The following is a 24,665-nucleotide window of genomic DNA, read 5'->3' on the forward strand; positions in this document are numbered from 1 at the left end:
CCACGCCGTACGGAGGGACGGCCCTCGGTTCAGTTCGAGGGCCGTCCCTCCGTGTGTACGGTCAGATGATCACCGGGACGGCCATCGGTGATCACTGTCCTGGCCGAGCGGCGGTGACCGCTCGGGGTGTTCGGCGGTTACGGGTACGGACCCGAACCGTACGAGGAGTGGACATGGTCGTCAGCAACGGTGGAGCACCCCCCGACACCGGGGACGGAACAGCGGGCAGCACACGTCGGGACGCGACGCGCGGGCTGTTCGCCTGCGCACTCATCACCGCGCTGGCCCCGGTGGTCGTCGCCGAGTGGCCTTCACGCCGGGAAACCGCCTCCGGGAGGACCGCGGACGGCACCGGCTTCGCGGAGACCTACCGCGGCCGCAGCATCCACGGTACGTGGACCCCCGCCGACGGCCCGGCCGGAGACGGCCACTGGGACGTCACCGTGGACGGCCGTCCGCTGCATCTGATGCGCCGGGCCGACGGCACCTGGCTCAGCATGGTCGACCACTACCGGCCCTACCGGACACCGCTCGAGGCCGCCCGCGCCGCGGTCGACGAACTCGGCCCCGATGAGCGGCTGCGCGACCTGGCTCCGGGACCGGTGGACGCGGGACACTCGCACATGGGGGACCGTCATGACGTACGTGCGTAAGGACGCCGGCACGCTCACGGCGACCGAGAAGCGCCGGTTCGTCAACGCGCTGCTGGAGGTCAAACGGCGGGGCCAGTACGACGAGTTCGTGCGGACCCACATCGCGTACTTCCCCACCGACGGCGAGGAGGGACTGCGCACCGCGCACATGGCGCCCTCCTTCCTGCCCTGGCACCGCCGGTTCCTGCTCGACCTGGAGACGGCGCTGCGCCGCGTGGACTCCTCGGTGACCGTGCCGTACTGGGACTGGACCCGGGACCGCACGAGCACGTCCGTGCCCTGGACGGCGGACCTCCTCGGCGGCGACGGACGCGGCTCCGACCGCCGGGTGGCGACCGGTCCGTTCGCCTATCGCGAGGGCCACTGGACCATCAAGGAGGGTGTGACCGAAGGGGAGTTCCTCACCCGGGACCTCGGCCGCGCCCGCGATCCGCTCGAACTGCCCACGAAGAACGACCTGGAGTGGGCGCTGCGGGAGCCCGACTACGACGCCGCGCCCTGGGACTCGACGGTCACGCGGGGTTTCCGCAACCGGCTGGAGGGCTGGAACACCGGCCAGGACAGCGTCTCCTGGCGCAATCACAACCTCGTGCACCGCTGGGTCGGCGGGGCGATGCTCGGCGGCGCCTCCGTCAACGACCCCGTCTTCTGGCTGCATCACGCCTTCATCGACCTCCAGTGGTACCGCTGGCAGCGCCGGCACCCCGGCGCCCGCTACCTCCCCGCGACGCCGCCGGGCCCCGGGGACGCGCAACACGACCGGATCGTGGCCCGGCACCAGAAGCTGCCGCCGTGGGACGTGACACCCGACGAGCTTCAGGACGTGGGCCGGATCTACCGGTACGCGTGAGGTGACGCGGACCCACGGGGAGAGCCCCGGCGCTGGACGGCGCCGGGGCTCTCGCAACAGGACGTCAGAGGCGGGTCAGTGGCCGTAGCCGGTCACCGTGCGGCCGTTCTCGCAGACGTCCCCGGCGGCCGGGTTGAGAGCACCGATGACGCTGACGGTGTTTCCGCACAGGTTGACCGGCACGTGGACCGGCACCTCGACGACATTGCCGGACGCCACGCCGGGCGAGCCGACCGCCGCACCCTCGGCCCCGGCGTTCGCCATGGCGAGGCCCGCCCCGCCGAGGGCCACCGCGCCGGTACCGAGGGCGACGGTAGCCGCCTTCATGATGCGAGACATCACGTTCTCCTTAGTGACTTGGTAAGTGCGGCAGCAGGACGCGCGGCCGCACTTCCCGCTCAACGCGGTGGCGCCGGACGAGTCACGGCGAGCCGCCCCGGATCACCCTCCCGGTGCCGGGCCGCGGCGCGCCGCGGTGTCACAAACAGCCTTTTCAAGAAACTTACGCAATTCGGCGTTTCATCCTTCAAAAGCCGCACAGATCCTTTACGTTGGTGACTGTCAGTGGCCGGTCCAACACGGACTGTGTCGACACGAGAAACGGAGAGGTAATGCGCAAGTACCAGAAGGCCGCAGTCGTCATGGCCATGCTCGGCAGCGTCAGCTTCCTGGGTGCCGGTATCAGCCAGGCCCACGACGACGACGGCAAGTTCCGGCTCGACAACAAGCAGAACCAGGCCTGCTCGCAGAACGACAGCACCCAGGGCCTCGTGAACGTTGACGACGTCAACGTCAACGTGGGTGCCCTGCTGGGTCTCGCCACCCAGGACAACCGCGAGGTCGAGTCGCTCGCCTGCAGCCAGGCCTTCGGCATCAAGTGATCATCCGTCAGGTGATCTAGCGCGTCTCGGGGCTCGAACCCCATGTGTTCGAGCCCCGAGTCCGTCTGCGAATGCCTTTTTCGAGAAACTTACGTTATTCGGCGTTTCATCTGCCAAAGATCCTCAAGTGTCCCTTATGTTAATCACCGAACGTGGCCGGTCCAACACGGACCGTGTCGACACGAGAAACGGAGAGGTAATGCGCAAGTACCAGAAGGCCGCAGTCGTCGCAGCCATGATCGGCAGCGTCAGCATGCTGGGGGCCGGCGTCAGCCAGGCCGGTGACGACGCGGCGTTCAAGCTCGACAACAAGCAGAACCAGTCGTGCGAGCAGAACACGTCGACGCAGGGGCTCATCAACATCGACGACGTCAACGTCAACCTCGCCCTTCTCGGCCTGGCCAACCAGGACAACCGCGAGACCAAGTCGCTGACCTGCACCCAGGGTCTCGGCCTCGGCAAGTGATCACTGATCGGCTGATCTAGGCAGGCTCCGTGGCTCGGACCCGTGTGTCCGGGCCCGGGCCTGCCTGGCTCGTGTACCGGTCCAGTACTCGCGTACCGGTCCAGCTAAGGAAAAGGTAGATGCTCAAGTCGAAGAAGATCGCAGCGGTGGCGGGGATCCTGGGGAGCTTCGCCCTGATCGGTGTCGGAGCCGCTCAGTCCTTCGGTGCCGACGGCCCCAGCAGGTGTGCTGACGACGGCAACGGCCACGTCCGCTGCGTGCAGGTGAGCGAGTACACCGTCACCACTGACAAGCAGGGAAACGTTCATGTCGTGAACGATTCGACGCAGACCTGCCCCTCCTCGACGGGCGAGGTCAACTGCGTCAGCACCGTCACTCTGAGCGGCAAGAAGTAGTTCCGACGCCCTGCGGACAATGGCCGGGACCCGACACCGGGTCCCGGCCATTCTCCGTGTGCGCGGGGCGGATCACACGCCGGCGTGGAGCGCCTCGACGGCGTTGCAGTACGGCAGGTCGTCGACGGGGCGGTCGGTGCAGAACCGGCCGATCAGGTCCGAGGCCTCCTCCATGCGCTCCAGGGTGACCAGGTGGTCGGCCTCCTTGACGGTCGTGAACCGCGCCATGGGCATCGTCGCGGCGACCTCGCGGCCCATCTCGGGGGTGCACAGGCTGTCGTACTCGCCCGTGAACACCAGGGACGGCACGCGGGGCACGGGCAGCGGCTGGTAGCAGCCGTGCGTCATCAGCCTGGCGTTGTGCTCCACGGCCTTCTTGAGTTCGTCCGGGGTCTGGCTCATGAACTGCCGGTGGAGAAGGCGCGCCACGGCCGCGTGCTTGCGGACCCGGCCGGCACCGGGGTTCGACATGAACATCCGTACGAGCCCCTCGGCGGCTCCGGTGATGTCGCCGCGCTCGAGCGCCCGCGACAGCCGCGGTACGGCGTCGGCGTAGATCTCCGGGAGGCGCATCGCCGCGCCGCAGAAGACGATGCGGCTGATGAACTCGGGATACAACTGCGCGAAGCGGAGGCCGACGACTTCACCGAAGCAGCCGCCGAAGAGATTCACCCGCGGAATCCCGGTCTCGACCAGCATGTGCCTGAGCGCGCCGGCGAGGAAGTCGATGTCGTATCGCGCGGGCAGGAAATCCGAGTCGCCGTAACCGGGCAGGTCCACGGTGATCAGCGTGCACAGCGGCGCCAGCCACTTCTCGTGCCCCTGCCATGAATATCTGTTCTGGGACGAGCCTCCGAGCAGTACCAACGGCTCCGTCACCGGGGCTCTCTGATGGACGATGCGGCATTCGTACGCGAAACCCTCGAAAGCGAGGCTCCGCTCCTCCACCTGCTCCGACGTGACGGCAGTGATCATGGCTGGCTCCGGGAGAGAAGGAACGACGGCGGACCATCCCATAGTTACCAGAAATCTCACCAAATTGATGTAATCACCCATTTGTGGCCGATAAGGCTTTACTTGGGCATATCGATAACTCCGTTCCATTTGGCTGAAGTGTTGATTTTTATTGGACAATATGATCGGCCACTCAAGCCGGGCGACCGGCTCAGGCAGGGTAGGCGTGCGTCTGGGCGGCCTTGACCGTCGCCCACACCACGGCCCCCGGGTGGAGCCCCAGTTCGGCCGCGGCCACCGTCGTCAGATCGGCGGCGAGCGGGAGTTCGCCGCTGAGATCGGCGCGGATCTGGTCGCCGTGGGTCTCCAGACCGGCGACCTCGCACTGCCAGAGATTGCGGGCGCTGGAAGCGGTGGGGCGCTCGCGGTGCAGGGTGACCGCGCTCGGCGGGAACGCGACGAAGACCGGCCCCGCGAGGTCCTCCGTGGTCGTGATCACCGGCCCCGCGTCGACGTGCACCGCGTGACCGTCGGCCCGCCCCCGGTAGAGGTTCAGGCCGACGAGGTGGGCGATGTAGTCCGTGCGCGGGTGGCGGGCGATGTCGGACGGCGTGCCCTCCTGGACGATGCGGCCCTCCTCGACGACGACCAGCCGGTCGGCCAGCACCATGGCGTCCAGCGGGTCGTGGGTGACGAGCACGGCGACGGCCTCGAACTCGGCCAGATGACGGCGGAGCTGGGCGCGGACGTCGAGGCGGGTGCGCGCGTCGAGCGCGGCGAGGGGCTCGTCGAGGAGCAGCAGCCGGGGACGGGTGGCCAGGGCGCGGGCCAGGGCGACGCGCTGGGCCTGGCCGCCGGAGAGGCGGCGGGGCTTGGCGCCGGCGTGGGCGGCGAGGCCCATGCGGTCCAGCCACTCGGCCGCCTGGGCGCGGGCCTCCGCCTTGCCGGCGCCGTGGCAGCGCGGGCCGAACGCGACGTTGTCCAGGGCGGTGAGGTGCGGGAACAGCAGGTAGTCCTGGAAGACCACGCCGACCGGGCGGGACTCGGGCGGCGTACGGTCCAGCGGGGCGCCGTCGAGCCGCAGGTGGCCGTCCGTGAGGGGAACGAGACCGGCGAGGGCGCGCAGGGCGGTGGTCTTGCCGGCGCCGTTGGGACCGAGCAGGGCGACGACGTCACCGGGGGCGGCCGTGAGGGCGACGTCGAGACGGAAGGCGCCGCGTTCGACCACCAGCCGGGCGTCCAGCCCTTCCGCGGCCGGAGCGGAACTCCCCGTGGCAGGACGCGCGGTCGCCTTCTCAGCGTGGGTCTTCTCCGTGCCGGTCATCTCCGCGTCCTTCATGAGGCGGTCATCCAGCGGTCACGCAGTCCCGCGAGGACCGCGATCGACACGGCGAGCAGCACCAGGCTGAGGGCGATCGCGGACTCCGGGTCGCTCTGGAGGGCCAGGTAGACGGCGAGCGGCATGGTCTGCGTACGGCCCGGAAAATTGCCGGCGAAGGTGATGGTCGCGCCGAACTCGCCGAGCGCTCGGGCCCAGGCCAGTACGGCACCGGCGGCGACGCCGGGGGCGATGAGCGGCAGCGTGACCCGGCGGAACGCGGTGAAGCGGGAGGCGCCCAGGGTGGTCGCGGCCTCCTCGTAGCGCGGGTCGGCCGCGCGCAGCGTGCCCTCCACGCTGATGACGAGGAACGGCATCGCCACGAACGCCTCGGCCACCACGACGCCGGCCGTGGTGAACGGCAGCGTGATGCCGAACCAGGCGTCCAGCCACTTCCCCACGACCCCGTTGCGGCCGAGCGCCATCAGCAGCGCCACACCGCCGACCACCGGGGGCAGCACCAGAGGCAGCGTGACCAGGGCCCGTACGAGCCCGCGTCCGGGGAACTCGACGCGGGCCAGCAGCCAGGCCAGCGGCACCCCGACCACCAGGCTCACGGCCGTCGCGGCCGTGGCGCACACCAGGGACAGCTGGAGCGCCTGCCACACCTCCGTGCTGGTCAGCAGGTCCGGCAGGCTGTGCCAGGGCGTACGGATCAGCAGGGCGATCAGCGGCAGCACCAGGAACGCGAGCCCCACCAGCGCGGGAACGAGCAGCGGCAGCGGCACGCCTCGTCCGGCACCGCTGCGGACACGCCCGCGCCGTGGCCCGCCCGTCAGGGTGTCGGCCACGGCATCGGACGTGTCGTGCGGGGAGGTCACGGCTTGAGGAACCCGGCCTCGGTCAGGACCTTCTGGCCCTCGGCGGACCGAACGAGCGCCATGAACGCCTTGGCGGTCTCGGCGTTCTTCGAGCCCTTCAGCAGGGCGATGGGGTAGTCGTTGATGGCCTTGGCCGACTCGGGGAACTCCACGCCCTCCACCTTGTCACCCGCCGCGTGCACGTCCGTCTTGTAGACGACCGCCGCGTCGGCTTCCTTCAGCACCACCTTGTTCAGGGCGGCCTTGACGTCCTGCTCGTAGGAGACCGGGGTGAGCTTGAGCTTGCTGGCCTCCAGCGCCTTCTGCGCGGCGGCGCCGCACGGCACCGCCTTGTCGCACAGTACGACCTTCAGACCGGACTTCGTGAGGTCCTTCAGGGAGGAGACCTTGTCCGGGTTGCCCGGCAGAGCGGCGATCTCCAGCTGGTTGCGCACGAAGGTGACCGGCTCGGTGGCGTTGTCCTTCTTCCCGGTCACGATCGCCATGGTCTTGGGGCTGGCGGAGGCGAACACGTCGGCCGGGGCGCCGCCGGTGATGCTCGCGGCCAGGGAGTCGCTGCCGCCGAAGCTGAAGGTGACCTTCGCGCCCGGGTGCTCCTTCTCGAACTCCTTGCCCAGCGTTGTGAAGCTCTCCTTCAGCGAGGCGGCGGCGAACACGGTCACCGTGCCGGACAACTTGTCCGACGAGGACGCCGAAGCCGAGGAGTCTGACTTGTCTGACGTGTCGGACGAGGAATCGTCGGAGGAGGAGCAGGCACTCAGGGCCAGCAGCGCGGCGGATGCCGCACCGGCCACTTGCAGGGTCCGGCGGGTCCGACGCGCGGAACGGGTCATCACGGGTCCACTCCCTCTGTTTCTCGCGCTCTGTCTCGCGAATGCCGATGATAATGCCGCAGATGCGAGGCGAAAATCCGCCGTCTCATCGCATGAGCAGGGCTGCTGATCCGTGAGGCTGGTATATGCGTTTGTACGACACATGGCGGCGGGTACGGTCATCCGGGAGGTGGTAGCCCGTGAGTCAGTCCCTCGCAGCCGCTGGTACGGCCGCCGTTCCGGCGGCGGAAGTCGTCCTCACCGGTGACCTGGCCCGGCCGGCCCGTCTGACGGTGGCCGCGCTGCTCGCCTGGCCCCAGCACCGGACGCGGGTCAGCTTCGAATGCGCCACCAGCGGCGTCCAGCGCCACACCTTCACCGGCCCGCTCCTGCACGACGTCCTGGCGGCCGCCGGTCCGGTCTTCGACCCCGCCCGCCGCAAGGACCGACTGCGCTTCCTGATCGCCGTACGCGGCGCGGACGGCCATCACGCCCTGCTGTCCTGGGCGGAGATCGACCCCGACTTCGGCCGCGCGCCCGTTCTCCTCGCCGCCACCATCGACGACACCCCGCTCGACCACGCCGGTCCCCAACTGGTCCTGCCCCAGGACCGCTGCGGGGCCAGGCACATCAGCGGTATCGAGGCCATACGGGTGGACGGCGGCTACCCCGCGACGAGTGGATCCTGGTGACAGCTCCGGGTTGTCCCGGGCCGCGGGTGGGGCGGCGGATCACTCGCCTCGCGGCATCGGACCCGTGCTCAACCGGCCATCGACGGAGATGGCGCAGCGGCCCGTGACCACCGGCCGGGAACCGTGGTCGAGATGGACGTCGATGACGCTGGGCCGTGCCATGGACTCGCCCTGGGCGATGGCCAGCCGCTTGGAGGTGCCGAGCAGTCCGAGGCGGTCCAGGCAGGCGCACAGGGGACCGGCCGCGCTTCCGGTGGCCGGGTCCTCGTCGAGTCCGGAGCCGGGGTTGAAGAACCGCGCCGACACCTGGGCCACGGGGCGTTCGTCGCCGATGGCCACCGCGTAGACACCCTGCGCGTGGCACGTGCGCGCCACCCGGACCAGCGCGGCTTTCTCGGGCGCGCATCGTGTGAGCGCGGCGGTGTCCGCGACCGCGACGAGGAGGTGGCCGGCGCCGGTGTCGACGCTCCGCGGGGTCAGGGAGAGGTCGAGGTCCTCCATGCGAAGCCCCAGGGCGTCGGCCACGGCCTCCGGCTCCGCCTCCCGGTCGAAGCGTGCCAGCTCCTGCACCATCCCGAGGGCGTCACCGAGGACGAGGACGTCCGATTCCCGGTCGCCGATCTGCTGCGTGACGCGGCCGCCGTCCTCCGGCCGGGTCACGCGGCCGGTCTCGAAGAGCCACCACCATGCTCCCAACGCGTTGTGGCCGGCCCCGAAGACCTCGGTTCCGCCCGCGGTGAAGGAACGCAGCCGGGCCGCGACATCCCCTCCCGCCGCGGCTTTCGGGCGTACGACGAACGTGGTCTCGGCCTGGTTGAACTCGCGTGCCGCCTTCCGCATCCACGCGACGGGCGGGGCGTCGTCGAGGTGGCGCACGTCGACGACGGCCAACGGATTGCCGGTCAGCGGCGTGTCGGCGAAGACGTCGACCAGGGCGAACGGCACATGGTCGACCGGAGATCGATGTTCCGGCATGGGCGGTCCCCTCCGGGTGAGGAAAGCGGGCGCTGGCCGAGAACCGTCAGCCGGCCTCCGGCCCGGAACTTCGACACGTGTTCGACGCGGCCTGCCGCGAAGACCCGGTGACAGCGGGACGGCAACGGGGTCCGCCCTTGATCGTCGGCAGGGCTTCCGGGGCTGGTTCGTGTGTCGAGCATCACCCGCTCTGACCAGCAAAAACGCCCTCCCGGAGGAGGGCGGCACATGGGCGCCCCCGGCAGGACTCGAACCTGCGGCCAAGCGCTTAGAAGGCGCCTGCTCTATCCACTGAGCTACGGGGGCCGGGGACAAGGATAGGGCTCGCGGTTCCATGTCCCTGTTGCTTCGCCTCCGTGGCTCGATGTGGAGGTTCGGTGAAGCGGTCCTGATAATCGCAGGCAGGTACGAATCGTGCACCGCTTTTGGCGTCCGACGCCATCGGGTGTTGTGCACTCGTTATGCCTGGACTGTGCCCGTGTCCCAGTCGCCCCTTGTGTCCGTTCTATCCCTTCGGCGCGCAGACATGTCTATATGCTTCAGAATTCCCCCAAAATTGGGCATTCTTCGCATGTGGTGACCTTGGACGTACGGCCTCAGCTGCTCGACGCACTTTCCGCCCTGCGCGACCGTGTCGCCGCCGCACGCTTTCCGCTGCCCCTGGCGGGGGCCCCACGCGCGCGTGCCAACCGCGACGAACTACTCGCACAGCTCGACGACTACTTGGTGCCCCGACTGCGGGAGCCCGAAGCGCCGTTGCTGGCAGTCGTGGGAGGCTCGACCGGGGCCGGCAAGTCGACGCTGGTCAACTCGCTCGTGGGGCGACGGGTCAGCGAAGCAGGCGTGCTGCGGCCGACGACCCGGACGCCGGTGCTGGTCTGCAACCCGGAGGACCATCACTGGTTCAGCGGGATGCGGGTGCTGCCCGACCTCAACCGCGTGTGGGCGCCCCGGCGGGACACGAGCGACGACATCGCGATCCCCAACGACGATCCCGCGCGCGTGCTGCGGGTCGAGACCGCCGAAAGCCTCCCGAGCGGGCTCGCCCTGCTCGACGCGCCCGACATCGACTCCCTGGTCGCCGACAACCGTGTCCTCGCCGCCGAACTGATCTGTGCGGCCGACATCTGGGTGATGGTGACCACGGCCGCCCGGTACGCCGACGCGGTGCCCTGGCATCTGCTGCGCACCGCGAAGGAGTACGACGTCACCCTGGTGACCGTCCTCGACCGGGTGCCCCACCAGGTGGTCTCCGAGGTCTCGCGGCAGTACGGCGCGCTGCTGGCCAAGGCCGGGCTCGGCGACGTACCGCGGTTCACCGTGCCCGAGCTGCCCGAGTCGGCCTGGGGCGGGGGCCTGCTGCCGGCCACCGCCGTCGCCCCGCTGCGGACCTGGCTCCTGCAACAGGCGCACGATCCCGGATCCCGGCACCACGTCATGGGGCGCACGGCGTACGGCCTCCTCGACTCGCTCAAGGCGCGGCTGCCCGAACTGGCCGCTGCCGCCTCCGCCCAGTACGCGGCCGCCCTGCGGCTCACGGCCGCCGTCGACGCGGCGTACGACAGCGAGCACGCGCGCGTACGGGGAAGGCTCCAGGCCGGGGCCGTACTCGCGGGGGACGCGCTCAAGCGCTGGCGCGCCTTCCCGCTCGACTGCACCGCCGCGGAACTCCTCGACGCCCTGGCGGAGAGCCTGGCCGCACTGCTGCTGTGCTCCGTCACCGCCGCCGACGAGCGCGTGGACGACGCCTGGCGGCGCGAGCCGGCCGCGGACTCACCCGGTCTCACCGAACGGGATCCGTCCCTGGAGAGCGTCGAGCACCGCATCGGGCTCGCCGTACGGCGCTGGCGACGCGAGCTCGAGGAGTACGCCGAGGACGAGGTGCGCGAGCTGGACCGCAGCGTCGCCCCGGACCCGGAGGTCGTCGCCGCCCTGGTCGCCACCGTGCTGCTCGGCGGCCGCCGGGCGCGCTCCGCGGGCGAGGGGCTCGGCGAGCGGATCGGCGCCCACGGCGCGCTGCGGCTGCGGGACCGGGCCGGACGGCTGCTCGCCGACTACGTGGACCGGGTCATGCACGGCGAGCGCGAACGCCGTCTCGCCCCGCTCGACGCCCTCGAGGTCCATCCCGAGCCCCAGGCCGAACTCATCGCCGCGCTGTCCGTACTGCAGAAGGAGAGGTGACCGGTGACCGCCGTCACTGACCAGGACCACACCGGGCACATGGAGACCACCGGGCACATGGAGACCACCGGCCACATGGAGACCACAGGTCACATGGACGATCAACCCGGCCGCATCGACCACATCGGTCGCATGGGGCAGGCCGACCCCATCGAACGCGGTCCGGATCGCGACGCGGACCGAGGCGCGGATCACCGCGCGGACTCCGGCGTGGACGGCAGCATCGACCGCGCCGATCACAGCGACCACGATCCCACCGGCGAAGTGGTCCCCCAGGAGCAGGCACCCACCCCCACCCCCGTGCGCGAGGGCAACGGCCGCCCCGGCGACGACTCGTCACCGGGCGCCTCCCGTCCGGCCCACCCGGAGGAGACCGCCGCCAAGGCCGCGCAGGCCGTGCAATCCGTGCAGGCCGCCCAGGACATCGGCGGAGGCCAGGAGACGGACGAGGCCGCCCCCGAGCCGGCGGCCGATTCCGCGGACGTCTGGGACGACGGGCTCATCGCCCGGCGGGTGACCGAGACCACCGCCGCCGAGCAGGTCTCCGCCTTCGACACCAGGAAGCCCAGCGCACAGCCGGTCACCCCGCTCGCCTACGACGGCCCCCTGCGCTCCCGCCTCGACGCCCTGCGCGAACTGGTCGGGCTCTCCCGCACCCGGCTCGACAGCCGGACGCTCGCCGAGGCGGGCCGGGTCCTCGACGAGGCCGCGGCCCGCCGCAAGCTCTCCGGCCAGCACACCGTCGTGGCCATCGCCGGCGCCACCGGCAGCGGCAAGTCGCAGCTGTTCAACGCTCTCGCCGGGGTCGCCATCTCGGAGACCGGGGTACGACGGCCCACCACCGCCGCGCCCATCGCGTGCAGCTGGAGCGACGGCGCGGCCACCCTCATCGACCGGCTCGGCATCCCCGGACGGCTGCGCCGCCGGCCGATGCTCGGCGCGGAGAACGACCAGCTGCGCGGGCTGGTCCTGATCGACCTGCCCGACCACGACTCCGCGGCCGTCGAGCACCGGGAGCACGTGGACCGCATCCTGCGGCTGGTCGACGCGGTCATCTGGGTCGTCGACCCCGAGAAGTACGCCGACGCGGTGCTCCACGAGCGCTATCTGCGGCCACTGGCGGGCCACGCGGAGGTCATGTTCGTCGTCCTCAACCAGGTCGACCGGCTCCCCGGCGAGGCCGCCCACCAGGTCCTGGACGACCTGCGGCGACTGCTCGACGAGGACGGCGTCGCCCTGGGGGAGTACGGCGAGTCGGGCGCTGTCGTGCTGGCCCTGTCCGCGCTCACCGGGGACGGCATCGGCGATCTGCGTGAGGCGCTCGAGCAGTTCGTGTCCGAGCGCGGGGCGGCGGCCCGCCGTATCGCGGCCGACGTGGACGCCGCCGCCGACCGGCTGCGGCCCGTGTACGCCACCGGGCGGCGGATCGGGCTGAGCGAGGACGCGCGGGAGGAGTTCGCCGCCCGCCTCGCGGACGCCGTGGGCGCCACCGCCGCCGGCGAGGCCGCCGAACGCGCCTGGCTGCGCAACGCCAACCGGGCCTGCGGCACGCCCTGGATGCGGCTGTGGCGGTGGTGCCAGGGCCAGCACGACCCCATCACGGGGCGGCTTCCCGTGGGGCCCCCGGCGGACGAGGAGGCCACCGCCCGGCAGCGCGTCGAGCAGGCGGTCCGCACGGTCGCCGACCGGGCCTCGGCGGGGCTGCCCACGCCCTGGGCGCAGGCGGTGCGCGAGGCGGCCGTACGCGGCTCCCAGGGGCTGTCCGAGACGCTGGACGGGCTGGCGGCGCGGGCCGGAATGCCGACCGGGCGCCCGCCGCGGCCGGGCTGGTGGCCGGTGGCCGTGCTGGCCCAGGCGGCGATGACCCTGCTTCAGATCGTGGGCGGCCTGTGGCTGCTGGGGCAGATCGTCGGCGTCGTGGCGCCCGATCTGGGCGTACCGGTGCTGCTGATGGTGTCCGGCATCGTCGGCGGGCCGCTCGTCGAATGGGGCTGCAGGATGGCGGCACGGGGCCCGGCACGGCGCTACGGCCTGGAGGCGGAACGCCGGCTACGGGAGGCCGCGGCGGGCTGCGGCCGGGCCCGGGTGCTCGACCCGGTGGCCGCGGAGCTGCTGCGGTACCGGGAGGTGCGGGAGCAGTACGGGCGGGTGACGAGAGCGGGGGCGACAGTGGGGTGATCCCTGACATCGGGGAGGTGAACCACTCGTCCGGGTGAGGGAGTTGTCCACAGCCGGCTGGTGGTCCACAGCGCTCGGCGGGCCCGTCCCGACGGCGGCAGTCTGGTCCCACGGCGATCGCGACGCACGACGTGGCGGTACGCGATCGACGCACCGGAACGCAGCCGTACGGGACGGGCCCGTGCGCGTGAGGGAGGGATCCGTGATGAACGAGACGATGGTGTGCGTGGTGGGCAACGTGGCGACGAAGCTGACGTACCGCGATCTGGCCTCGGGCCCGTCGGTGCGGTTCCGGCTGGCGGCCACGCCGCGCTACTGGGACCGAGAGAAGAACGTCTGGACGGACGGCAGCACGAACTACTTCACGGTGTGGGCCAACCGTCAGCTCGCCGCCAACGTGGCGGCCTCGCTGAATCTGGGCGATCCCGTCGTCGTCCACGGCAGGCTGAAGGTGCGTGAGGAGACGCGCGACGGGCAGAAGTGGGTCTCCGCGGACATCGACGCCGCGGCGATCGGCCACGACATGGCGCGCGGCACATCGGCCTTCCTGCGCACGTCCCGGCCCGAGACGGCGCTCCCGCGCCGGCCGGAACCCGCCTGGGAGACTCCGCCCGCGGAACAGCAGCCGGAACCGGCCGCGGTGACGTGACGTCAGCCACAGCCGCGATAACGATTCCGAGTCGGATCGGCCATCCGACGATATGACCGCCGAGCGCGGCGCGCTTGATCCATAAGATGCCGGGCGTAGCTCTCGGGGCTGCTGATTCTGCTGGTGGGACCGTTCCCCCCACATCAACGGGTCCTGCTCGAAGGGGAATTTAGTGCTTTCTGCGTTCTCGGGGTTTTCGGGGCCGACCCGCGTCGCCGCCGCGGCCCTGGTCACCGGGCTGGTGGCCGCCGGCCTGCTGACCGGGGCCGGTGCGGCCGCCGCCGACGGTACGTCGCAGCACCAGGGCGGCGCGACCGCCACCATCGGCGGCCTGAAGACGTACGGCGAGGCCGTGATCCACGAGAACGGCGGCGACCAGCGGGTGTCCGCGGGCCTGTTCGAGATGTCCGTCGAGGGCGGCGGCACCCTGCAGACGTACTGCGTCGACCTGCGCAACCCCACGCAGAAGGACGCCAAGTACCAGGAGACCCCCTGGAGCCAGACCTCGCTCGGCACCAACAAGAACGCGGGCAGGATCCGTTGGATCCTTCAGAACTCCTACCCCCAGGTCAACGACCTCGCCGCGCTGGCCGGCCGGGCGGGTGTCCGCGGCCTCACCGAGCAGGACGCCGCGGCGGGCACGCAGGTCGCCATCTGGCGCTGGTCGGACGGCGCCCACGTGGACGCGGTCGACCCGCAGGCCGAGAAGCTCGCGGACTACCTGGAGAAGAGCGCCCGTTCCATGGCGGAGCCCGCCGCCTCCCTCACCCTCGACCCGCCCGCGGTCTCCGGCCGGCCCGGCGGACTGCTCGGCCCGGTGACCGTGCACACCAACGCGCGCAGCGTGACGGTGACACCGCCGGCAGACGCGGCGATCACCGGCGTCCGCATAGTCGACAAGGCCGGCAAGCCGGTCACGTCCGCCGCGGACGGCAGCCGCCTCTTCTTCGATGTCCCCGAGGACGCGGCCGACGGGGCGGCCCAGCTGACGGTGCAGGCATCGACCAGCGTCCCGGTCGGCCGCGCCTTCACCTCCGACAGCCGCAGCCAGACCCAGATCCTGGCCGGCTCCAGCGAGTCGACGGTCTCCGCCACCGCGAGCGCCGGCTGGGCGGCCAAGGGCGCGATACCGGCGCTGTCGGCCGCCAAGAACTGCGCCAAGGGCGCCCTCGACATCACCGGCGCCAACACGGGCGACAAGCCGTTCACCTTCTCGCTGATGGAAACCGAGTACACCATCCCCGTGGGCGCCACCCGCACGGTGACGGTCCCCCTTCAGGAGGACCAGGCCTACGACTTCACCATCACCGGCCCGAACGGCTTCCAGCAGCGCTTCACCGGTGTCCTGGACTGCCACACCCAGCCCGCCGCGACAGGCAACGCCGTCCAGACCCTCAGCGAGCCGAGCCCCGCGTCGGTGGGCGGCACGACCACCGACACGAACCTGGCCGCGACGGGCGGCTCCGCCATCACCCCGCTGATCGCGGGCGTGGCGATCGGGCTGGTGGTCATCGGGGGCGGGGTGCTGGTGGTGCTCCGGCGACGGGAGTCCTAGAAACGCTTAGGGTTGGTTTAAAGGTTCGCCTTGAGCTGGATGGCCTCGGAGTATGTGGGGCGAGGCGACGTGAGCGATGAGCGTGGGCAGCACTCGGTTGCGACCGCCGCGGTGAAGGATTCCGCGGCGGCACAGGCAGGGGCGCGCCGGGACGCCCGCCGCAGGTTCCTCCAGGTACTGGCAGTCGTCGCGGTGGGCGGATCCCTGGGCGCCACCGCCCGCTACGAAGCGGCACTGCTCTGGCCGACGGGCAAGGCCGGGTTCCCCTGGACGACGCTGGGGGTCAACGCGGTGGGGTGCCTGGTCATCGGCATGTTCATGGTGCTGATCACGGAAGTCCTCACGGTGCACCCGTTGCTGCGCCCGTTCTTCGGCACGGGGGTGCTGGGCGGCTTCACGACCTTCTCGACGTACTGCGTCGACATCGAACGTCTGGTGCGTGCGGACCGGGCCGGTATCGCCCTGGCCTACCTGGCGGCGACCGTGGTCATCGCACTGGCCGCCGCGAAGACCGGCATGGTCGCCATCCGGCGCATCCTGGTGACGAGAGGACCGTGATCATGAGACTCCACGGACGCGCACTGCGCCTGACGATCATCGTCGACGACACCGACACCTGGCACCACAAGCCCCTGTTCACGGAAATCGTGCACCGCGCCCATGCCTCCGGTCTGGCGGGGGCGACGGTCTTCCGGGGCGTGGAGGGTTTTGGCGCGACTTCGGTCGTGCACACCACGCGGCTGCTGTCCATGGCCGACGACCTGCCGACGGCCGTCGTCATCGTCGACGAGGAAGACCGCATCCGGGCGTTCATGTCCGAGCTCGAAGAACTGCCCGTGAGCGGCCTCATCACCGTGCAGGAGGTGGAGGTGGTCCACTACAAGGGCCGGGAGACCGCGGCCTCATGAGGTATCTGCTGGTCATCCTCGGCGGAGCCGTCGGCGCCCCCCTGCGGTATCTGATCGACCGGACCGTCCAGGCGCACCACGACAGTACGTTCCCCTGGGGAACCTTCGCGGCCAATGTCACCGGATCCATGATCCTGGGCACGCTGGCGGGAGCGGCCCTCGCCGGAGCCGGCTCGCAGAGCATCCAGCTCCTCCTGGGCACGGGCCTGTGCGGGGCCCTGACCACGTACTCGACGTTCTCCTACGAGACGCTCAGCCTGGCCGAGGCCGGAGCGCGCTTCCTCGCCGCGGCCAACGTGGTGGCCTCGGTCGTGGCCGGCCTGGGAGCCGTCTTCATCGGCATGACCTTCGCCCAGGCGGCCTTCGGCTGACCTAGGCATGCACCTGAACGGGATCCCGCTCCGCGCCCTGGACGACCTCGATCCGCTCGACGATCACGAGCCCTTCGTCGATCAGCTCGCGCAGTACCGGCACGAAGCGGCGTACGCGTTCCTCGTCGTCGACGATGATGATCGCCAGCGGCAGGTCCTGCTTGAGCGAGAGGAACCGGGGGCCGTGTATCACCGATGACGCCCCGAATCCCTCGACCCCACGGAGGACCGTCGCGCCCGCCAGCCCCGCCTCATGGGCGCGGTGCACGATCTCGGCGGACAGGGGCCTGTGATGCCAGGTGTCGCTTTCCTCGACGAAGATCGTCAGCTGCAGGGCCGTTCCCATGTCGTTCATTCCGTGACCCTCCTACTCGCGCGGGCCGACAGACAGGCCGAGATCACTTCACGAGTAGGGACTGTTGGTGGCACCGGATGCCACGGTTCGGGTACGGCGAGCCCCACCGCCGCGTGACCACCGCCGGAGAACGACTTCGGCCACATCACCAAGGTAGCGCCGATCGGCACGGCACTCAACGGTGACCGCCACCCCCGGAACCCCCACCACCGCCGACGCGAAGCCCCAGGTCAGAGCCGCCCGCACATACGCGTTTCCGCCCAGGGGTAGCCGTACGGCAAGATGGGGTGTATCTGCCCACTGCCAGATTTCAAGCTGCCGGACGGTTTCTCTTGGCTGAGTTCATTTACACCATGCGCAAGGCGCGCAAAGCGCACGGCGACAAGGTGATCCTCGATGACGTCACCCTGAACTTCCTGCCGGGGGCGAAGATCGGCGTCGTCGGTCCGAACGGCGCCGGCAAGTCGACCGTGCTGAAGATCATGGCGGGGCTGGAGCAGCCGTCCAACGGTGACGCCTTCCTCACGCCCGGTTACAGCGTCGGCATCCTGATGCAGGAGCCCGCCCTGACCGAGGAGAAGACCGTCCTGGAGAACATCCAGGAGGGTGTCGCCGGGATCAAGGGCAAGCTCGACCGGTTCAACGAGATCGCCGAGCTGATGGCGACCGACTACTCGGACGCGCTGCTCGACGAGATGGGCAAGCTCCAGGAGGACCTGGACCACGCCAACGCCTGGGACCTCGACGCCCAGCTCGAGCAGGCCATGGACGCGCTGGGCTGCCCGCCCGGCGACTGGCCCGTCACCACCCTCTCCGGTGGTGAGAAGCGCCGCGTCGCCCTGTGCAAGCTGCTGCTCGAAGCGCCCGACCTGCTGCTCCTCGACGAGCCCACCAACCACCTGGACGCCGAGTCCGTGAACTGGCTGGAGCAGCACCTCGCCAAGTACGAGGGCACCGTCGTGGCCGTCACCCACGACCGGTACTTCCTCGACAACGTCGCCGGCTGGATCTGCGAGGTCGACCGCGGCCGCCTGCACGGCTACGAGGGCAACTACTCCAAGTACCTGGAGACCAAGGCGACCCGCCTCAAGGTCGAGGGCGCGAAGGACGCCAAGCGGCAGAAGCGGCTCAAGGAAGAGCTGGAGTGGGTGCGGTCCAACGCCAAGGGGCGGCAGGCCAAGTCCAAGGCGCGTCTGGCGCGTTACGAGGAGATGGCCGCCGAGGCCGAGAAGATGCGGAAGCTGGACTTCGAGGAGATCCAGATCCCGCCGGGTCCGCGGCTGGGCAGCGTCGTCGTCGAGGTCGACAAGCTCAACAAGGCCTTCGGCGAGAAGGTGCTGATCGACAACCTGTCCTTCACGCTGCCGCGCAACGGCATCGTCGGGGTCATCGGCCCGAACGGCGCCGGCAAGACCACCCTCTTCAAGATGATCCAGGGGCTGGAGACGCCGGACTCCGGCGACATCAAGGTCGGCGAGACGGTCAAGATCTCGTACGTCGACCAGAGCCGCGAGAACATCGACCCGAAGAAGACGCTGTGGGCCGTCGTCTCCGACGAGCTCGACTACATCAACGTCGGCCAGGTCGAGATGCCGAGCCGTGCGTACGTCTCCGCGTTCGGCTTCAAGGGTCCGGACCAGCAGAAGCCCGCCGGGGTCCTCTCCGGCGGTGAGCGCAACCGGCTCAACCTCGCGCTGACCCTCAAGCAGGGCGGCAACCTGCTGCTCCTCGACGAGCCGACCAACGACCTCGACGTCGAGACCCTGTCGAGCCTGGAGAACGCGCTGCTCGAGTTCCCCGGCTGCGCCGTCGTCGTCTCCCACGACCGGTGGTTCCTCGACCGCGTCGCCACCCACATCCTCGCCTACGAGGGTGACTCCAAGTGGTTCTGGTTCGAGGGCAACTTCGAGTCGTACGAGAAGAACAAGATCGAGCGGCTCGGCCCGGACGCCGCGCGTCCGCACCGCGCCACCTACAAGAAGCTGACCCGGGGCTGATCGGTCTTGCGCCACATCTACCGCTGCCCGCTCCGCTGGTCGGACATGGACGCGTACGGGCACGTCAACAACGCGGTCTTCATCCGCTACCTGGAAGAGGCCCGTATCAACTTCCTGTTCCGCCCGGAAAAGGATTTCAAGCAGGGGTCCGTGGTGGCGCGCCATGAGATCGACTACAAGCGGCAGCTCGTCCACCGCCACCACCCGGTGGACATCGAGCTGTGGGTCTCCGAGATCAGGGCCGCGTCCTTCACCATCACCTACGAGGTGAAGGACGACGACCTGGTCTACGTACGGGCGTCGACGGTGGTCGTGCCGTTCGACTTCGAGTCCCAGCGGCCGCGCCGGCTCACCGGGGAGGAGCGGGAGTTCCTCCAGGAGTACACGGACGACAAGGAGGGGGCCGTCGCCGCATGACGGTGCTCCATCTCGCCGACGAGGGGGAGGCGGCCGATCTCGCCGCCTTCCTCGGTCGGCTGCTCCACTACGACCGCGGGGCCGCCGTGCGCCTCAAGGCCGCGGGGACCGCGCTCGCCGTGTTCGGGCGGCCGCCGTCCTTCGAGGTGCTGGCGATCCGTGCGGTGCGGCTCGAGAAGCCGTACGAGGACGGGCTGGACGTCACGTTGGACGTGACCGTGTCCGCGGGTGAGTTCCTCGAGTCCGTCGACGAGACGGCGGCCACGGCCGTCGTGCCGGGCGCGGTGACCGGGCCGCCGTGGGCGGGGGTCCTTCCGCCGCGCGGCGGCTGGCGGGCGGAGCCGGGGCTGCCGGCGCCCGACGCCCTGCGGACCATGGTCAGCGCCGCCGTCGCCGAGTTCCGGACCCGTACGCAGGAGCTGGCGCCCGAGCTGCGCAACCGTACCGAGCTCGACCGGATCGGGCGGGAGATCTGGTCCCGGACCGTCACCGACACCGGCCTTCCGGTGCGGGCCGTGCACGCGGCCCAGTCGCTGGGGTTCCTGCGACCTGGCGGCCAGGGCGGCCTGGGGCTGTTCTCGTCGGGCGCGTGGCTCAGGCTGCGCACGCCGTACGGGTCCGTCGCCGTGCGCACGGCCGGACTCGGAACCCTGGGCTTCAGCGTGCGCTGACCCCGTCCGGGACTCGGCCCGCCCCCGTCACTCGGCGGTGTTGATCATCGAGGCCGCCGCGTACGTCAGGTAGTTCCACAACTGGCGCTCGTGCTCCTCGGACAGGCCCAGCTCGTCGACGGCCGCCCGCATGTGCCGCAGCCAGGCGTCGTGCGCCGCCCGGTCGACGGTGAAGGGGGCGTGGCGCATGCGCAGGCGGGGGTGGCCGCGGTTGTCGCTGTACGTCGTCGGGCCGCCCCAGTACTGGATGAGGAAGAGCGTCAGCCGTTCCTCGGCCGGGCCCAGGTCCTCCTCCGGATACATCGGCCTGAGCAGCGGGTCCTCGGCGACCCCCTGGTAGAAGAGGTGGACCAGCCGGCGGAAGGTCTCCTCCCCGCCCACCTGCTCGTAGAAGGTCTTCTCCTGAAGCGTGCCGCGCCGGATCTCGTTCACGTACCCCATGGTCTCAGACCGCCCGGCCGAGGACCGATGCCCTAGGACCACTCGCCTCCGGCCGCTCGGCGCCGCACAGTGGACGCATGGGCTCGTACGCTCTCGACGACGACAAGGAGCTCGCCGAACTCGCCGCCTCCGCGCGGGCCGCGCTGGTGCGGGAGATCGACGCGAGCGGGGCCTGGAACGCCGATCCGGTGTGGCGGGAGGTCTTCGCGGCGGTGCCGCGGCACCTCTTCGTGCCGTACTACTACGTCGGCACCGCGGGCGGCTACGAGCGCAGATGGGGCGAGAGCCCGGACGCCGAGGCGCGGGAGCGCTGGCTGAGCGGTGCCTACGCCGATGTCCCGCTGGCCACCCGGCTGCGTGACGGGGAACTGCTCTCCTCCAGCAGCCAGCCCTCGCTGATGGCCCAGATGCTCGCCGAGCTGCTGGTGCGGGACGGCGACCGGGTGCTGGAGATCGGCGCGGGCACCGGCTACAACGCCGCCCTGCTCGCCCACCGGCTCGGCGACGACGATCCGGTCACCACCGTCGACCTGGAGCCGGAGATCACCGAGTCGGCCCGGCAGCACCTGGCCGCCGCCGGGTACCACCCGGTCGTGGTCACCGGGGACGGGGCCCGCGGAGTCCCGGAACGCGCCCCCTTCGACCGGATCATCGCGACCTGCGCCCTGCCGTCGGTGCCGCGCGCCTGGCTCGCCCAGTGCCGCCCCGGCGCGCGCGTCCTGACGCCGCTCGCCACCGGCCTGGCGGCGCTGACCGTACGGGACGCCGGGCACGCCGAGGGTCACTTCCTCGCCACTCCGGCGTTCTTCGTCCCGCTGCGCGGCGAGCACCGGCCCGAGCGGGAGCCGGTGTCCCTGGAGGGGCTGCCCTCTCGGGCCCGCCGGCAGGAGCTGTTCCGCTTCCTGCTCGCGCTCACCGGCGGCAGGCTCACCCCTCAGGAGGCGTACGCGCTGTGGGAGCGCGAGGGCATGCCCCCGCGCGAGCGGTACGGCATCACGGTCGACGGCGACCGCGAGTGGGCCTGGCTGGACGACCCGGAGGGGCCGCACACCTGGCCCCTCCCGTGATCCGTGCCCCGGCGGCTAGCCGCGCCGGATGGTGATCGTCGTCCAGGCGCCCACGTGGACCCGGTCGCCGTCCTGGAGCGGCACCGGCACGAAGGGCTGGATCGGCTCCTCCCCGCCGTTGACCGTCGTGCCGTTGGTCGAGTTCTGGTCGACGACCGCCCAGCTGCCGTCCGGCTGCTGGACCAGCACCGCGTGCTGGTGCGAGACGCCCGGGTCCTCCGGCGGCACCGACAGGTCGATGTCCGGTGTGTCGCCGGTGGAGTGGCGGCGGCGGCCGATGGTCACCTGGTTGCCGGTGAGCGTGCGCTGCTGCTCGGGCGAGTACGCGGGCAGGTTCAGGCCCGTGGCCTCGGGGCCGGAGCGGTGCATCATCGCCATGAAGTACTCGCGGTCCGGGCCGATGGTCGCCGTCCAGGTGGCCGGGCCCTGCGGAGCCTGCGGGTAGCCGTAGCCGGACGGGGCCTGGGGGGCCTGGGTGGCGCCGGGCTGCGGGTAGCCGTAGCCCCCGCCGGGGCCGGAGGGGTTCGCGGACGACGGCGGGGAGATCACCCAGTCGTCCTCACCGCCGCCGAAGGACGGACCGCCGGCCGGCGGACGGCGGGTCTCCTGCGGGAAGGCGGGCGGGGCGGGCGGACCGGCCTGCTGGAACCCGGACGGCGCACCGCCGGCCGTGGCACCGGGGCCGGGCGGCGGCGGAACCGGCCGCGACGGGTCGCCGCCGAAGCCACCGGGGCCGGGGCCGGGGCCGGGTCCACCCGGGCCACCGAATCCACCGGGGCCACCCTGGCCGCCGGGGCCGGGAGCGGTGGGCGGGCCGGGGTGACCGCCGGGGCCCGACGGCTCACGGCCGAACGGCGGGGGACCGGCCGGCCCCTGACCGCCACCGAAGCCGGACGGGCCGGGACCACCGCGACCACCCTGGCCGGGGCCCTGGCCAGGGCCTTGACCGGGACCGCCCGGGCCGCGCTCGCCGCCGTAGCCCTGGGGGCCGGGGCCCTGACCAGGACCTTGACCGGGACCGCCCTGGCCGCGCTCGCCGCCGAACGGCGTCGGGCCGGACGGCTCGCTGCCGAAGGGGTTCGGCGGGAGCGGCTCGGCCGGCCGGTTCATCTGCGACGGGCGGGAGCCCTGGTACTCGAACGAGTCGCCGCCGCCGTAGGACGGGCCGGGCGGCTGGAAGCGGGGGGCGGCCGGGCCCGACGCCGGCGGGCGCGGGGCGGCCGGGGTGTAGGAGGTGGCCGTGTTGGTCAGGAAGTTCCAGCGGCACTCCTCGCAGAACGGCGCACCGCCCTCACGGGGCGTGCGGCACTGCGGGCAGAGCTCCGGTTCGTGGTTCGGCACGGAGGACAGATGGCGTCCGCCGGGCTGGCCGCCCTGACCGGGAGGCGGCGGCGGGAACCCGTAGCCACCGCCGGCGGGCGGCGGCGGGGGAGGGGGCGGAGGTACGGCACCGGCCATGCGGTGACCGCAGACCTCGCACCAGTCGTCGGAACCCGACTGGTGTCCGTTCGGGCAGGTCGGCATGTCGGCGCGTCCCCCTCTCTCGCAGGGTCCTGCTGGGTCGGTCCGGGGTTGTTCCCGGGTTGTCCTACGTCACTTCTTTACACGAACAGTCTTTGTGGACCGTGTCTCGAGAGTCATCTCGTCGGCCTCCGCGACCTTCGCCTTCAGTCGCACAGTACCTGTCGCGGCGTCGACCACGTCCACCACCTTCGCAAGCAGTTTCGCAGTATCCGCGTTCCCGGAGGCACTCGCGAGCTGAACCGCACGGCCCAGTTTGGCCGTTGCTCCATCGAAATCGCCCGCTTTGCGAAGGTCGAGCCCCTGCTGGATGGCCTGTGCCAGTTCGGCCTGGCCGGTGTAGTGCGCGACCTGCGGGTTGATCGAGGTCGAGGCGGTCATGTCGTCGGTCCACACGGCCCGTACGAGGCCCTGGGCGCCCAGTTTCTGCACCGTGCCTCCCCCACTCTCGGCTTCGCTCGAGCGGGAGGTGCCCCCAGGCTGCGGAACGACCAGCGAGACCCGCGCGGCCAGCATCTCCTGGCCGATGCCGGCCGTGGGGACCTCGACGCATACGTGGTAGTCACGCGACTCGTCTCCCCAGGAGCCGGTGGGGTAGTCCCCGGCGCGCGGGCCCGCCTCGGTGCGGCGGTCGGTCAGCTCCTCGACCGTCGGAGCAACTTGCTTGACGAACCGGATGGTGGTGCCGACCGGTGTCCACAGCCGCAGGGCGACGTCGGCGACCTCCTTGCCCATCGCCGTCTCCATCATCCGCGTGAAGTCGGCGGCGAGACCGGCCGGGTCGGCGACGATGTCGGCGGTGCCGAGCAGCGCGGAGGCGATCCCTGTGACTTCTTTCACTTCCCAGTCGGTGCCCACGCCCCGCGCGTCACAGGTGAAGCGTCCTGCGCACGCGTCGAGGGCGGCCCGCAGATCCTCCGGCGACTCGTGCTCGTTGCGGCCGTCGGTGAGCAGGATGCCGTGCCGGATGGCGACGTCCGCCGAGGACAGCAGGCGGTCGGCGAGCCGCAGCCAGGTGCCGATGGCCGTACCGCCGCCCGCGCTGAGCCGGCGCAGCGCCTGCTTGGCCTGTTCCCGGGTGGTGGCGTCGGCCACGGCGAGCCGGCCGCCGCCCGGGTAGACCTCCTTGGCCACGTGTGTGCCGCCGACCACCGCGAAGTGCGTGCCGTCGCGCAGGGTGTCGATCGCCGCGGCCGTGGCGTCGCGGGCGTTGCGCATCTTGGTCGGCGGGTAGTCCATCGACCCCGAACAGTCGACCATGATCGCCACGGCGGCGGACGGGCCCTGGCCGGCGGTGTAGAGGTGGGGAGCCGCCACCGCACTCCCGATCGTCCCGCCCCCGGTCGCGGTCACCGTGACGATCGCGTTGACCTCGCGGCCGCTCTCCGGCAGGTACTCGTTCTGGTACACGTCCACCGAGAACTGCGGCACGTTCGACTTCGAGAAATTGGCCATGATCTCTCTGAATCCCCCTCCG

General features: G+C 71.1%; 27 protein-coding genes and 1 tRNA gene. 17 read left to right on the forward strand and 11 right to left on the reverse strand.

Annotated elements, in window-relative coordinates; genetic code table 11:
- The first annotated feature begins 173 nt into the window (after nucleotides 1-173).
- Together ABZ915_RS06340 and ABZ915_RS06345 are read left to right on the forward strand one after the other, a co-directional pair.
- Nucleotides 174-653 (forward strand): tyrosinase family oxidase copper chaperone, encoded by a 480-nt coding sequence (locus ABZ915_RS06340; protein ID WP_361796709.1) that lies wholly within the window; start codon nucleotides 174-176, stop codon nucleotides 651-653.
- The gene (locus ABZ915_RS06345; RefSeq protein ID WP_361796712.1) at nucleotides 637-1,503 is read left to right on the forward strand and encodes a tyrosinase family protein; all 867 of its coding nucleotides are present in this window, start codon (nucleotides 637-639) and stop codon (nucleotides 1,501-1,503) included. The genes ABZ915_RS06340 and ABZ915_RS06345 overlap by 17 nt, the downstream gene beginning before the upstream one ends.
- Nucleotides 1,504-1,578: 75 nt before the next feature.
- Here the strand turns inward: ABZ915_RS06345 and ABZ915_RS06350 are convergent, their stop codons facing one another.
- The gene (locus ABZ915_RS06350; RefSeq protein ID WP_361796715.1) at nucleotides 1,579-1,842 is read right to left on the reverse strand and encodes a chaplin; all 264 of its coding nucleotides are present in this window, start codon (nucleotides 1,840-1,842) and stop codon (nucleotides 1,579-1,581) included.
- Nucleotides 1,843-2,114: 272 nt separating this feature from the next.
- Here ABZ915_RS06350 and ABZ915_RS06355 point away from each other — a divergent pair, with 272 nt between their 5' ends.
- From ABZ915_RS06355 to ABZ915_RS06365, 3 genes are all read left to right on the forward strand, one after another.
- Nucleotides 2,115-2,384: a hypothetical protein gene (locus ABZ915_RS06355; protein WP_361796718.1), complete on the forward strand. Its 270-nt coding sequence runs from the start codon at nucleotides 2,115-2,117 to the stop codon at nucleotides 2,382-2,384.
- A 199-nt stretch (nucleotides 2,385-2,583) separates the two neighbouring features.
- Entirely contained in the window at nucleotides 2,584-2,850 is a 267-nt protein-coding gene (locus tag ABZ915_RS06360) for a hypothetical protein (RefSeq protein WP_361796721.1), read from the forward strand.
- Nucleotides 2,851-2,969: 119 nt separating this feature from the next.
- Complete coding sequence (locus tag ABZ915_RS06365) at nucleotides 2,970-3,245, forward strand: hypothetical protein (protein WP_361796724.1); 276 nt, start codon at nucleotides 2,970-2,972, stop codon at nucleotides 3,243-3,245.
- 72 nt (nucleotides 3,246-3,317) lie between these two features.
- On the opposite strand, the gene ABZ915_RS06370 is transcribed toward ABZ915_RS06365, so the two are convergent.
- The 4 genes from ABZ915_RS06370 to modA form a co-directional block, all read right to left on the reverse strand.
- Nucleotides 3,318-4,220: an alpha/beta hydrolase gene (locus ABZ915_RS06370; RefSeq protein WP_361796726.1), complete on the reverse strand. Its 903-nt coding sequence runs from the start codon at nucleotides 4,218-4,220 to the stop codon at nucleotides 3,318-3,320.
- A 190-nt stretch (nucleotides 4,221-4,410) separates the two neighbouring features.
- Nucleotides 4,411-5,538: an ABC transporter ATP-binding protein gene (locus tag ABZ915_RS06375; protein ID WP_361796729.1), complete on the reverse strand. Its 1,128-nt coding sequence runs from the start codon at nucleotides 5,536-5,538 to the stop codon at nucleotides 4,411-4,413.
- On the reverse strand, nucleotides 5,535-6,398 hold the full coding sequence (modB, locus tag ABZ915_RS06380; protein WP_361796732.1) for a molybdate ABC transporter permease subunit: 864 nt from the start codon (nucleotides 6,396-6,398) through the stop codon (nucleotides 5,535-5,537). Before modB ends, ABZ915_RS06375 begins: the two co-directional genes overlap by 4 nt.
- Nucleotides 6,395-7,231, reverse strand: coding sequence for a molybdate ABC transporter substrate-binding protein (modA, locus tag ABZ915_RS06385; protein WP_361796735.1), 837 nt, complete (start codon nucleotides 7,229-7,231; stop codon nucleotides 6,395-6,397). Before modA ends, modB begins: the two co-directional genes overlap by 4 nt.
- Before the next feature lie 179 nt (nucleotides 7,232-7,410).
- Here modA and ABZ915_RS06390 point away from each other — a divergent pair, with 179 nt between their 5' ends.
- Nucleotides 7,411-7,902 (forward strand): molybdopterin-dependent oxidoreductase, encoded by a 492-nt coding sequence (locus ABZ915_RS06390; protein ID WP_361796738.1) that lies wholly within the window; start codon nucleotides 7,411-7,413, stop codon nucleotides 7,900-7,902.
- 39 nt (nucleotides 7,903-7,941) lie between these two features.
- On the opposite strand, the gene ABZ915_RS06395 is transcribed toward ABZ915_RS06390, so the two are convergent.
- Together ABZ915_RS06395 and ABZ915_RS06400 are read right to left on the reverse strand one after the other, a co-directional pair.
- Nucleotides 7,942-8,877, reverse strand: a complete 936-nt coding sequence (locus ABZ915_RS06395; protein WP_361796740.1) for a PhzF family phenazine biosynthesis protein — start codon at nucleotides 8,875-8,877, stop codon at nucleotides 7,942-7,944.
- A 233-nt stretch (nucleotides 8,878-9,110) separates the two neighbouring features.
- Nucleotides 9,111-9,183 (reverse strand) — tRNA-Arg (locus ABZ915_RS06400).
- Nucleotides 9,184-9,450: 267 nt separating this feature from the next.
- On the opposite strand from ABZ915_RS06400, the gene ABZ915_RS06405 reads away from it, so the two are divergent.
- From ABZ915_RS06405 to crcB (ABZ915_RS06435), 7 genes are all read left to right on the forward strand, one after another.
- A complete protein-coding gene (locus tag ABZ915_RS06405) occupies nucleotides 9,451-11,058 on the forward strand; it encodes a dynamin family protein (protein WP_361796743.1) in 1,608 nt (535 codons plus the stop codon).
- A gap of 57 nt (nucleotides 11,059-11,115) precedes the next feature.
- A complete protein-coding gene (locus tag ABZ915_RS06410; RefSeq protein ID WP_361797719.1) occupies nucleotides 11,116-13,236 on the forward strand; it encodes a YfjP family GTPase in 2,121 nt (706 codons plus the stop codon).
- Nucleotides 13,237-13,441: 205 nt separating this feature from the next.
- On the forward strand, nucleotides 13,442-13,885 hold the full coding sequence (locus ABZ915_RS06415) for a single-stranded DNA-binding protein (protein WP_361796746.1): 444 nt from the start codon (nucleotides 13,442-13,444) through the stop codon (nucleotides 13,883-13,885).
- Between the two features lie 172 nt (nucleotides 13,886-14,057).
- The gene (locus tag ABZ915_RS06420; protein ID WP_361796749.1) at nucleotides 14,058-15,440 is read left to right on the forward strand and encodes a Cys-Gln thioester bond-forming surface protein; all 1,383 of its coding nucleotides are present in this window, start codon (nucleotides 14,058-14,060) and stop codon (nucleotides 15,438-15,440) included.
- Between the two features lie 69 nt (nucleotides 15,441-15,509).
- Nucleotides 15,510-15,998, forward strand: coding sequence for a fluoride efflux transporter CrcB (gene crcB, locus ABZ915_RS06425; RefSeq protein ID WP_361796752.1), 489 nt, complete (start codon nucleotides 15,510-15,512; stop codon nucleotides 15,996-15,998).
- A complete protein-coding gene (locus ABZ915_RS06430; RefSeq protein ID WP_361797722.1) occupies nucleotides 15,998-16,348 on the forward strand; it encodes a DUF190 domain-containing protein in 351 nt (116 codons plus the stop codon). Before crcB (ABZ915_RS06425) ends, ABZ915_RS06430 begins: the two co-directional genes overlap by 1 nt.
- Nucleotides 16,345-16,719, forward strand: a complete 375-nt coding sequence (gene crcB, locus ABZ915_RS06435; RefSeq protein ID WP_361796755.1) for a fluoride efflux transporter CrcB — start codon at nucleotides 16,345-16,347, stop codon at nucleotides 16,717-16,719. Before ABZ915_RS06430 ends, crcB (ABZ915_RS06435) begins: the two co-directional genes overlap by 4 nt.
- A 1-nt stretch (nucleotide 16,720) precedes the next feature.
- Here the strand turns inward: crcB (ABZ915_RS06435) and ABZ915_RS06440 are convergent, their stop codons facing one another.
- Nucleotides 16,721-17,074 (reverse strand): DUF190 domain-containing protein, encoded by a 354-nt coding sequence (locus ABZ915_RS06440; RefSeq protein ID WP_361796758.1) that lies wholly within the window; start codon nucleotides 17,072-17,074, stop codon nucleotides 16,721-16,723.
- Between the two features lie 332 nt (nucleotides 17,075-17,406).
- Between ABZ915_RS06440 and ettA the strand changes: the two genes are divergently transcribed.
- Genes ettA through ABZ915_RS06455 form a run of 3 tightly spaced genes read left to right on the forward strand, consistent with a single transcriptional unit; the run spans nucleotide 17,407 to nucleotide 20,159 of the window.
- Complete coding sequence (gene ettA, locus ABZ915_RS06445; protein WP_361796761.1) at nucleotides 17,407-19,071, forward strand: energy-dependent translational throttle protein EttA; 1,665 nt, start codon at nucleotides 17,407-17,409, stop codon at nucleotides 19,069-19,071.
- A 6-nt stretch (nucleotides 19,072-19,077) separates the two neighbouring features.
- A complete protein-coding gene (locus ABZ915_RS06450; protein ID WP_361796764.1) occupies nucleotides 19,078-19,488 on the forward strand; it encodes a thioesterase family protein in 411 nt (136 codons plus the stop codon).
- Nucleotides 19,485-20,159 (forward strand): hypothetical protein, encoded by a 675-nt coding sequence (locus tag ABZ915_RS06455; protein ID WP_361796767.1) that lies wholly within the window; start codon nucleotides 19,485-19,487, stop codon nucleotides 20,157-20,159. Before ABZ915_RS06450 ends, ABZ915_RS06455 begins: the two co-directional genes overlap by 4 nt.
- A gap of 27 nt (nucleotides 20,160-20,186) precedes the next feature.
- Here ABZ915_RS06455 and ABZ915_RS06460 read toward each other — a convergent pair whose 3' ends face one another.
- The gene (locus tag ABZ915_RS06460; protein WP_361796770.1) at nucleotides 20,187-20,600 is read right to left on the reverse strand and encodes a globin; all 414 of its coding nucleotides are present in this window, start codon (nucleotides 20,598-20,600) and stop codon (nucleotides 20,187-20,189) included.
- A 77-nt stretch (nucleotides 20,601-20,677) separates the two neighbouring features.
- On the opposite strand from ABZ915_RS06460, the gene ABZ915_RS06465 reads away from it, so the two are divergent.
- Nucleotides 20,678-21,667: a methyltransferase domain-containing protein gene (locus ABZ915_RS06465; protein ID WP_361796773.1), complete on the forward strand. Its 990-nt coding sequence runs from the start codon at nucleotides 20,678-20,680 to the stop codon at nucleotides 21,665-21,667.
- Nucleotides 21,668-21,682: 15 nt separating this feature from the next.
- On the opposite strand, the gene ABZ915_RS06470 is transcribed toward ABZ915_RS06465, so the two are convergent.
- Complete coding sequence (locus ABZ915_RS06470) at nucleotides 21,683-23,191, reverse strand: FHA domain-containing protein (RefSeq protein ID WP_361796776.1); 1,509 nt, start codon at nucleotides 23,189-23,191, stop codon at nucleotides 21,683-21,685.
- Between the two features lie 69 nt (nucleotides 23,192-23,260).
- Nucleotides 23,261-24,643 carry a VWA domain-containing protein gene (locus ABZ915_RS06475; protein WP_361796779.1) on the reverse strand — a complete coding sequence of 461 codons (1,383 nt, stop codon included), beginning with the start codon at nucleotides 24,641-24,643 and terminating at the stop codon, nucleotides 23,261-23,263.
- Nucleotides 24,644-24,665 lie beyond the last annotated feature (22 nt).

The organism is Streptomyces sp. NPDC046915 (assembly GCF_040644935.1).
Taxonomy (GTDB): Bacteria; Actinomycetota; Actinomycetes; order Streptomycetales; family Streptomycetaceae; genus Streptomyces.